The sequence below is a fragment of the Shewanella surugensis genome, assembly GCF_023284005.1.
GTDB lineage: Bacteria > Pseudomonadota > Gammaproteobacteria > Enterobacterales > Shewanellaceae > Shewanella > Shewanella surugensis.
The window spans coordinates 30,265-39,428 of sequence record NZ_JAKIKS010000046.1; the positions used below are offsets into that span (position 1 = coordinate 30,265).

A 9,164-nucleotide genomic window follows, 5' to 3' on the forward strand; every position below is an offset into this window, starting at 1 on the left:
AACAAACAAGTTGTCACGATGGTTTTTATGATAAAAAAAAGATTGGCTCCCATAAGTCTCGCAATCGCATTCAGTCTACAACTCGGTATCCATACTCCCAGTTTTGCCGATGAAGAAGAAACAACAAAATGGCAGGTTAACGCACCAGAAAACGCTCCCTTAGAACACATCAAGATCAATGTTGATGAAGGCACTTGGATGAATGTCAGTGTCAGTCCAGAGGGTCAAAACATCGTTTTTGACTTACTCGGTGACATATACCAAATTCCGATCACTGGCGGGAAAGCCAAAGTCCTCGCCAGCGGTATCGCCTGGCAAATGCAGCCCACTTATAGCCCTGATGGAAAGTGGATAGCCTTCACTTCTGATGAAGATGGTGGTGACAATATTTGGCTAATGAAAGCCGATGGTAGCGACAAACACCCTGTTACGACTGAAACCTTTCAATTGCTCAATAGCCCCGCTTGGAGCCCAGATTCAAAGTACCTTGTTGCCCGCAAACACTTTACTGGCAGTCGCAGTTTAGGAGCGGGTGAAGTCTGGCTTTATCATGTAGCCGGTGGCGATGGAGTAAAACTCACAGAGCGACCTAATGAACAAAAAGACTTAGGTGAACCCGCTTATTCACCTGATGGACGCTACATCTACTTCAGTCAAGACGCCACACCAGGTAAAACATTTCACTATTCTAAAGATTCAGTGAAAGGCGTTTATAAAATCAAACGCTATGATACCCAAACCGGTGATATTGATATTCTCATTGAAGGCACTGGTGGCGCTATACGCCCAACACCTAGCCCTGATGGCAAGAAGCTTGCCTATATCAAACGCGATGGCTTTCAATCATCCTTATATTTACTCGATTTAGCGTCGGGAAAAACTGATAACCTATATGATAAGCTCGACCGAGATATGCAAGAGACTTGGGCCATTCATGGTGTCTATCCTCACATGAGCTGGACGCCCGATAACAACCATCTCGTGTTTTGGGCTAACGGTAAAATCAATCAATTAGCCATTGATTCAGGTAAGACTCAAATTATCCCCTTTCGTGTTGAAGCTGAGCGTGCGATTCAACCCGCTGTACGCTTCGAGCAAAATATCGATGTAGATGAATTTGATGTAAAAATGCTACGCATGGCACAGATATCGCCGGATGGAAAACAAGTGATATTTGAAGCTTTAGGTAAAATTTGGCTAAAAGATCTCGGCAATGGCAAGCAGTCTCGACTCACCATATTTGATGACAAATTTAAACAGGATGAAAAATTAACAGAGCTTTATCCTCAATGGTCCAGAGACGGTAAAAAAATTGTCTTCACCACTTGGGATGATCAACAGCAAGGCAAGATCCATCTACTTAATCTACACATGCAAAAAATCACCACATTGACCCAAGAACCGGGGAAATATGTTGAACCCACTTTCGCACCCAATGGTGAGTTCATTGTCTATCGTAAAGTAAAAGGAGGTCACCTTACCTCGCCGATGTGGTCACAAAACACCGGACTTTATCGTCTCGATATCAGCACCAAACAAGCCAAAAAAATCATCACTCAAGGTCATCAACCTCAATTTGGGGCCAGCTCAGATAGGGTCTATTTTATGGACTCAACGGGGGAGACACCTGAGTTTTCTTCAATAAACTTAGACGGTTTTGATAAAAAGGTGCATTACACCAGTAAACATGCCACCGAATTTAGAATATCACCGAACGGTAAAGAGCTAGCATTTGCCGAACGCTTTAAAGTCTGGATCACCCCTTTTGCAAAACATGCCGAAACCATCGACATCGGCCCCAAAGCGACCAACCTTCCGGTAAGACAATTAAGTATACGAGCAGGTGAAAGGATTAGCTGGAGTAGCAATAACCAGCAAGTCTACTGGACCCTTGGCCCCGAGCTATACCAAGTCAATGTTGATCATCGCTACACTAAGCCTGATGCCGATGCTAAGCCGATAGAACCGACGATTACAGCATTAGGTTTCACGCAAAAAGCCGATGTTCCACGTGGAACAATTGCCTTTGTCGGTGGGAAAATAATAACCATGCAGGGTGACAAGGTCATCGAAAATGGCACCGTTATCGTTAAAGGCAATCATATTGTTGAAGTGGGTAAAGCCCGTAATATCGACATTCCAAGTGATGCACAGGTTATCGATATTAGCGGGAAAACCTTAATGCCAGGCTTATTTGATGCTCATGCTCATGGCGCTCAAGCAGAAGATGAAATCATTCCTCAACAAAATTGGCAGCAATATTCAAACTTATCTTTGGGGGTCACGACCATACATGACCCATCCAATGACACCACTGAAATATTTGCCGCATCAGAACAACAAAAAGCAGGCTTAATTACAGCCCCCCGCATTTTCTCAACCGGTACTATTCTCTATGGCGCAAACTTGCCCGGCTACACCTCGCATGTTGATTCACTCGATGATGCTAAGTTTCATCTCGAGCGCTTGAAGAAAGTCGGCGCCTTTAGTGTCAAAAGCTACAACCAACCCAGACGCGATCAGCGCCAACAAATCATTGCTGCAGCACGCGAGCTTGAAATGATGGTGGTGCCAGAAGGAGGGAGCTTATTACAACATAACCTGACGATGGTCGCCGACGGCCATACCACGGTTGAACACTCTCTACCCGTTGCCAAAATTTATCAAGATATTGAGCAATTTTGGAGCCAAACTAAAGTGGGATACACCCCAACATTAGTGGTAGCCTACGGCGGTATTTCAGGTGAGCATTATTGGTATGATAAAACCGATGTCTGGAGTCACCCTAGACTATCTCAATATGTGCCAGCAGAGATTCTTAATGCTCGCTCTATGCGCCGTACAAAAGCACCCGATGAACATTACAATCACTTTGCTGTCGCGAAAGTTGCTAAACAGCTAAGTGATGTCGGCATTCACCCTAATATCGGCGCACATGGGCAGCGTGAAGGCTTAGCAGCCCATTGGGAAATGTGGATGTTTGCCCAAGGCGGTATGGATAACCTCGATGTACTGAAAACGGCCACGATTAATCCTGCAAAGACTTTTGGTATGGATAAACAAATTGGCTCTATTGAAACTGGTAAGCTGGCTGATGTGATTGTGATTGATGGCGATCCCCTCAAAAATATCCGTACCACCGATAAAGTGATTTACACCATGGTTAATGGCAAACTATATAACAGTGAAACCATGAACCAAATTAATAAAGATAATGAAGTGCAACGTCAGCCTTTCTATTTCGAGAAATAAACACGCAGTAATCAATGAGGACTTTCTCTAACAACAGTTAGAGGTGAAGCCCCTAAAAAAAGCGGATGTTCCACGTGGAACATCCGCTTTTTTATACCCATATTCAGGATATGAATAAACGTGTCAAACTAGCCTTCGCTATAACAAAAACAATCTAAGGTGTGATCGTTCACCATCCCCACTGCTTGCATAAAGGCATAACAAATCGTTGGACCGACAAAATTAAAGCCCAGTTTCTTTAATGCCTTAGACATGGCCTCTGACTCATTGGTTTGCGCAGGAATTTCAGAGCCGTGAACAAAGGCATTGTGTCTCACCTCACCCCCGACAAAATCCCATAAAAAAGTTGAAAAGTCATTCCCCCCACCAGTGAATGCCATATAAGCACGGGCATTTTTTATAATTGAATTCACTTTTAAACGATTACGGATAATGCCTGAGTTTTGCATTAAAGCTTCTACTTTTACTTCATCAAATAAGGCAATTTTAGCGGGGTCAAACTGAGCAAATGCTGCTTCATAGTTGGCTTGTTTTTTTAAAACCGTCAACCAAGATAATCCCGCTTGCTGGCCGTCTAAACACAATTTTGCAAATAATTCCTGACTATCATAAACCTGTCGCCCCCAAACCTTGTCATGATATTCTAGATATTGTGGATCTTGACTGACCCATAGACACCGTTGCACATCCATTCTTTGCTCCTGATTAAAAATACCGAGTATTAAAGTAGCAAAAATTGAAGGTAACCTAAATGGTGAAAAATAAAAAGGAAGGCTTAGAGATAAAAGGTGAAAAGACAAACTAAAAAAGAGATAAAAAAGTCCCCTGAACAATACACAGTAACAAGAAACTTGAAACCTTACGGCAAAATAAGCTCCTTAAAACGTTGAGTCGTTTAATCTGGTATTTCATTGCCACGGCCTACATGTTCATCGCTTTTTTCTTTTTCTTTTTCTTTTTCTTTTTCTTTTTCTTTTTCTTTTTCTACAGGTTGCTCATCAGCATTCAACTCCTGAGGAAGATTAAATAATTCGGTAAAAGCATCATTGCCATACATCAATTTGTTTTTAGATAAAAACCACTTATGCTTACAGCAATACTTATTAACTCTGCTCATTGCCTTGATGAACTTACAACACTTAAAACTAAACATAATGGTTATACCTTGCATCACTAACCATACCTTAATTATAGAAGGTTCATGAGGTTTATAGAGTAACTTTAAGTTCTAATGAAAGGGATTTATATGCAATCTGTAAGCCTTATCGAATATGAGCCTTTACACTCCTCGATAATGTTAAAGCATCAATGAAACTTTTGAGTCAATATTCCATTTAAATAGCCCACCTTCATATCTGGTAAAAAATAACCGACATAGGGTATAATCAGTGCCATTTTCTCTTAAGGCCTGGCGCAGCAACAATGACGACCAAACACGACGTAAAAACATTTCAGGGCTTTATTCTTACCCTGCAAGAATATTGGGCGCAACAAGGTTGCGCAATAGTACAACCCTTAGACATGGAAGTAGGCGCAGGTACATTCCACCCTCAAACGTTCTTACGTTCATTAGGCCCAGAACCAATGAGCAGCGCTTACGTCCAGCCGTGTCGTCGCCCAACAGATGGCCGTTATGGTGAAAACCCAAATCGCTTACAGCATTATTATCAATTTCAAGTGGTGTTAAAACCGTCGCCAGATAATATTCAAGAACTGTACCTAGGCTCACTCGAAGCCCTAGGCGTTGATACACAAGTTCATGATATTCGCTTTGTCGAAGATAACTGGGAATCCCCTACCCTAGGCGCATGGGGCTTAGGCTGGGAAGTCTGGCTCAATGGCATGGAAGTCTCTCAATTTACTTACTTCCAACAAGTTGGCGGCATAGAATGTAGCCCTGTTACCGGTGAAATCACCTATGGCTTAGAACGCCTTGCCATGTATATTCAAGAAGTCGACAGTGTGTACGATCTTGTGTGGACTGATGGCCCAATGGGACGCGTCACTTACGGGGATATTTTCCATCAAAATGAAGTCGAACAATCGACTTATAACTTTGAACATGCCGATGTCGAGGTGTTATTCCGCACTTTTGATGACTGTGAAAAAGCCTGCCAAAAATTGTTAGCACTGGAAAAACCACTGCCACTGCCCGCTTATGAGCAAGTAATGAAAGCCTCTCACGCCTTTAACTTACTCGATGCCCGCCATGCTATTTCAGTCACCGAACGCCAACGTTATATTTTACGTGTCCGCGCATTGGCTAAAGGTGTTGCAGAGTCTTATTATCAAGCCCGAGAAGCCCTAGGCTTCCCAATGTGTAAGTAGAGGTCACATAAATGAACATTCAAAACTTACTCATTGAGGTAGGAACAGAAGAACTCCCCCCAAAGGCACTGCGCAAATTAGCCAGCGCTTTTTTGGATAACTTCAAAGAAGAACTGGACAAAGCCCAATTAAGCTTTGAATCAAGCCAATGGTACGCCGCCCCGCGCCGTCTCGCTTTCTCTATTCAAGGTTTAGCCACGGCGCAACAAGATAAAGTGGTTGAAAAACGAGGTCCCGCTATCGCACAAGCCTTTGACAGCGAAGGTAATCCAACCAAAGCGGCACAAGGTTGGGCGCGTGGTAATAGCATTAGCGTTGAGCAAGCCGAGCGGCTTGTGACTAACAAAGGTGAATGGCTATTACATAAAGCCTCAATCGTCGGCGTTGAAACAAAGTCCCTCGTACCAGCGATGGCCCAGCGCGCACTCGATAAATTGCCTATTCCTAAGCCTATGCGCTGGGGCAGTAATAAGACGCAATTTATTCGTCCAGTGCACACGGTCACCATGCTACTTGGCAGTGATATCATTGAAGGCGAGCTATTAGGCATACAATCTAATCGCGTCATTCGTGGTCATCGCTTCATGGGACAATCCAGCTTTGAACTCGATCATGCAGATAACTACCTGCATGCCCTAAAAGAGCAAGGTAAAGTCCTCGCCGATTATGAAGTCCGTAAACAGATCATTAAAACCGATGCCCAAGCCGCCGCTTTAAAAATCAATGGTGTGGCCGATCTTGAAGATGACTTACTCGAAGAAGTCACCTCACTGGTAGAATGGCCGGTGGTATTAACGGCAAACTTCGAAGCAAAATTCTTAGACGTCCCCACCGAAGCCTTAGTTTATACCATGAAAGGCGATCAAAAGTATTTCCCTGTTTTTAATGACAAAGGGACACTTTTACCCCACTTTATCTTTGTGACTAATATCGAGTCGAAAGATCCACAACAAATTATTTCAGGTAATGAAAAAGTGGTTCGCCCTCGTTTAGCCGATGCCGAATTTTTCTTTGAGACAGACAAAAAGCAAACCCTTGAGTCACGTCTGGCAAGTTTAGAAAACGTGGTATTCCAAAAGCAACTGGGCAGCTTAAAACAACGAGTCGAACGTATATCTGCGCTGGCAGGTTTTATTGCGCCGCTCATTAATGCCAATGAAACAGACGCCGCTCGTGCCGGATTACTGTCAAAATCGGATTTAATGAGTAACATGGTTATGGAGTTCACCGATATTCAAGGCACCATGGGCATGCACTATGCTCGCCTCGATGGTGAAACAGAAGCCGTCGCCGAGGCAATTGAAGCCCAGTACAAGCCTAAGTTCTCAGGCGATACAGTGCCAACGAGCCCCGTTAGCATTGCGTTAGCGCTAGCTGAAAAGTTCGATACCTTAGTGGGCATTTTCGGTATTGGTCAAGCCCCTAAAGGCGCCGCCGATCCGTTCGCACTTCGCCGGGCCGCCATCGGTATTTTACGCATTATTGTCGATAATAAGTTACCGCTGGATTTAGTAACGCTCATAGCCAAAGCGCAAGCGCTACATGGCACAAACCTCAGTAATGACAAAACCAGCGATCAAGTCCTTGAATTCTTTATGGCACGTTTCCGAGCTTGGTATCAAGATAAAGGCATCAATGTTGATGTCATTTTATCAGTACTGGCTCGCAGCCCCAGCAAACCCACCGATTTCGATAGTCGTATTCAAGCTGTTACGCACTTTAGAGCCTTAGAGCAAGCCGCCTCTCTCGCTGCAGCGAATAAACGGGTGTCTAATATCTTGGCGAAAGCCGAAGGCGTTGTATCGACGGTTATTGACTCAAGTCTGCTCACAGAAGCAGCTGAAATTGAGCTAGCAAAACAGCTTGCGACATTACAACCACAGCTAACGCCTTTGTTTGCCGCGGGTGATTACCAACAAGCCTTAAGCTTACTAGCAGGCCTTCGCGACAGCGTCGACACCTTCTTTGAAGATGTCATGGTAATGTCAGATGACATCGCGCTAAAAAATAACCGTCTAGCCTTACTGACTCAGCTACGCAATGAGTTTTTACACGTCGCCGATATCTCCCTACTGCAGGGCTGATAAAGAGTAAGGTTAATCAGTAGCAGGACTCGCTTTTAATCATAAAAAACGAGCCCTCAGCGTGTAAATAGAGAGCCTCTGCGTATTAATAGAAAGAACCAAAGCCCAGATAATCATCTGGGCTTTTTTATTATGTCACTGATATAAAACCATGCTGAAGAAAACTAAACGAAGTAAATGAACTAGACAAATAACAGACCAACCGTTTTCATCGAAATAAACATTCTGACACGACCATTGATTTCACAAAGGATCTCGAAACCATATTTTGCGTAAAATGACTCTGCTTGTTCAGTTAAACAATCAACAACAATGGCATAAGCCCTCATATGAGCGTTAATTTCCCAAAGATATTCCAATGCTTTAATTAAACTGACTTTTCCTAGTCCACTTCCATGAAACACTTTATGAACGGCAAGTTGAGCTAAAAGAAAAACAGGAATGGGATAACGTGGTAATTTTTTAGCCATCGATTGTGGCAAGGTATCGCGACTAATTGAACTTGGCGCAATAGTATAAAACGAGCAGATTGGGTATTTTTGATTCGGTAATGGCACAGAAGCGGGTAAAACCCCAAACCCACAACATAACGTACGGCTAATACCTGCTTGCATATGTTTTGCGGCTTGAGTGTGAATAAAATCGTTTAGCTCTTTTTCGCCACAGTCAAATAATGCTCTATCATGCTGTGATTTATCCAACTCTTCGAAAACCTTGGAATAACTCACTTAAACTCGGCCAGTTTAGTAAAGGATGTCGCGTCAAGCAACGCCTTATTCGGTGATTTAGCGTCGTCACATGCCGCCATAAATTGATCGAATACATTGGCTTCAACCGTAATACTTTCATACTCAGCAATAACCTGAGTTGCATCTTCGTCCATGAGACGAACAACATATTCAGTTAAGCTTTTTAACCCCAGTAAAGCCGACGCTTTCTCCGCTTTCGCTTTAATTTCTTCATCCAAACGGATGTCCAGTCTTGCCGTTGCCATAAAACCTCCAATCGTACGGAGTAGTTCCGTAATCAACTTGAGTATATATTTTAAACAACCAAAGATCAAATCGTACGGAACAAGTACGGATGTGATTTATAACTTTACCTGATTACCGACAAGTCTCAGCCATAAGCTACTAAAACTGAACTATAGTTAAAGTAAGGCTTTGAGTGGAGAAATGGTTATGGCTAAAAGTAAAGTTCAACACCAGTTTGGATATAGTTTATTAGCATTGTTCAAAAACTATGGCACTGAAGAGCAATGTATCGAAGCTCTTTTTAATTGGAAATGGTCTACAGGTTTTATTTGCCCTGAATGCTCTTCACAAAGCTATTGCTCCTTAAAGTCGAGAAAAATTTACCAGTGTAATCGTTGTCACCATCAAACATCGCTGACAACAAATACAATATTTGAACATTCAAAATTGCCATTAACCATCTGGTTTTTAAGTGTTCATTTAATTACTCAATCAAAAGTCGGTATTTCAGCATTATCACTGAAAC

General features: G+C 42.9%; 8 protein-coding genes. 4 read left to right on the forward strand and 4 right to left on the reverse strand.

Annotated features, from left to right (window positions below; translation table 11 throughout):
• Nucleotides 1–27: 27 nt before the first annotated feature.
• Complete coding sequence (locus L2764_RS12955) at nt 28–3,252, forward strand: amidohydrolase family protein (protein WP_248940679.1); 3,225 nt, start codon at nt 28–30, stop codon at nt 3,250–3,252.
• A gap of 128 nt (nt 3,253–3,380) precedes the next feature.
• On the opposite strand, the gene L2764_RS12960 is transcribed toward L2764_RS12955, so the two are convergent.
• Entirely contained in the window at nt 3,381–3,944 is a 564-nt protein-coding gene (locus tag L2764_RS12960; RefSeq protein WP_248940680.1) for a DNA-3-methyladenine glycosylase I, read from the reverse strand.
• A 203-nt stretch (nt 3,945–4,147) separates the two neighbouring features.
• Nucleotides 4,148–4,426 carry a hypothetical protein gene (locus L2764_RS12965; protein ID WP_248940681.1) on the reverse strand — a complete coding sequence of 93 codons (279 nt, stop codon included), beginning with the start codon at nt 4,424–4,426 and terminating at the stop codon, nt 4,148–4,150.
• A gap of 248 nt (nt 4,427–4,674) precedes the next feature.
• Here L2764_RS12965 and glyQ point away from each other — a divergent pair, with 248 nt between their 5' ends.
• Both glyQ and glyS read left to right on the forward strand, forming a co-directional pair.
• Nucleotides 4,675–5,580, forward strand: coding sequence for a glycine--tRNA ligase subunit alpha (gene glyQ / locus L2764_RS12970; RefSeq protein WP_248940682.1), 906 nt, complete (start codon nt 4,675–4,677; stop codon nt 5,578–5,580).
• A gap of 11 nt (nt 5,581–5,591) precedes the next feature.
• A complete protein-coding gene (glyS, locus tag L2764_RS12975) occupies nt 5,592–7,664 on the forward strand; it encodes a glycine--tRNA ligase subunit beta (protein WP_248940683.1) in 2,073 nt (690 codons plus the stop codon).
• 182 nt (nt 7,665–7,846) lie between these two features.
• Here glyS and L2764_RS12980 read toward each other — a convergent pair whose 3' ends face one another.
• Entirely contained in the window at nt 7,847–8,392 is a 546-nt protein-coding gene (locus L2764_RS12980) for a GNAT family N-acetyltransferase (RefSeq protein WP_248940684.1), read from the reverse strand.
• The gene (locus L2764_RS12985; protein WP_248940685.1) at nt 8,389–8,658 is read right to left on the reverse strand and encodes a type II toxin-antitoxin system TacA family antitoxin; all 270 of its coding nucleotides are present in this window, start codon (nt 8,656–8,658) and stop codon (nt 8,389–8,391) included. The genes L2764_RS12980 and L2764_RS12985 overlap by 4 nt, the downstream gene beginning before the upstream one ends.
• Before the next feature lie 187 nt (nt 8,659–8,845).
• On the opposite strand from L2764_RS12985, the gene L2764_RS12990 reads away from it, so the two are divergent.
• A partial coding sequence (locus tag L2764_RS12990) for a transposase (RefSeq protein WP_248940686.1) occupies nt 8,846–9,164 on the forward strand: 319 nt, incomplete at its 3' end.

Coding starts and splice junctions, on each gene's coding strand:
- L2764_RS12955 (WP_248940679.1), top strand. CDS start 28: ATGATAAAAAAAAGATTGGCTCCCATAAGTCTCGCAATCGCATTCAGT.
- L2764_RS12960 (WP_248940680.1), bottom strand. CDS start 3,944: ATGGATGTGCAACGGTGTCTATGGGTCAGTCAAGATCCACAATATCTA.
- glyQ (WP_248940682.1), top strand. CDS start 4,675: ATGACGACCAAACACGACGTAAAAACATTTCAGGGCTTTATTCTTACC.
- glyS (WP_248940683.1), top strand. CDS start 5,592: ATGAACATTCAAAACTTACTCATTGAGGTAGGAACAGAAGAACTCCCC.
- L2764_RS12985 (WP_248940685.1), bottom strand. CDS start 8,658: ATGGCAACGGCAAGACTGGACATCCGTTTGGATGAAGAAATTAAAGCG.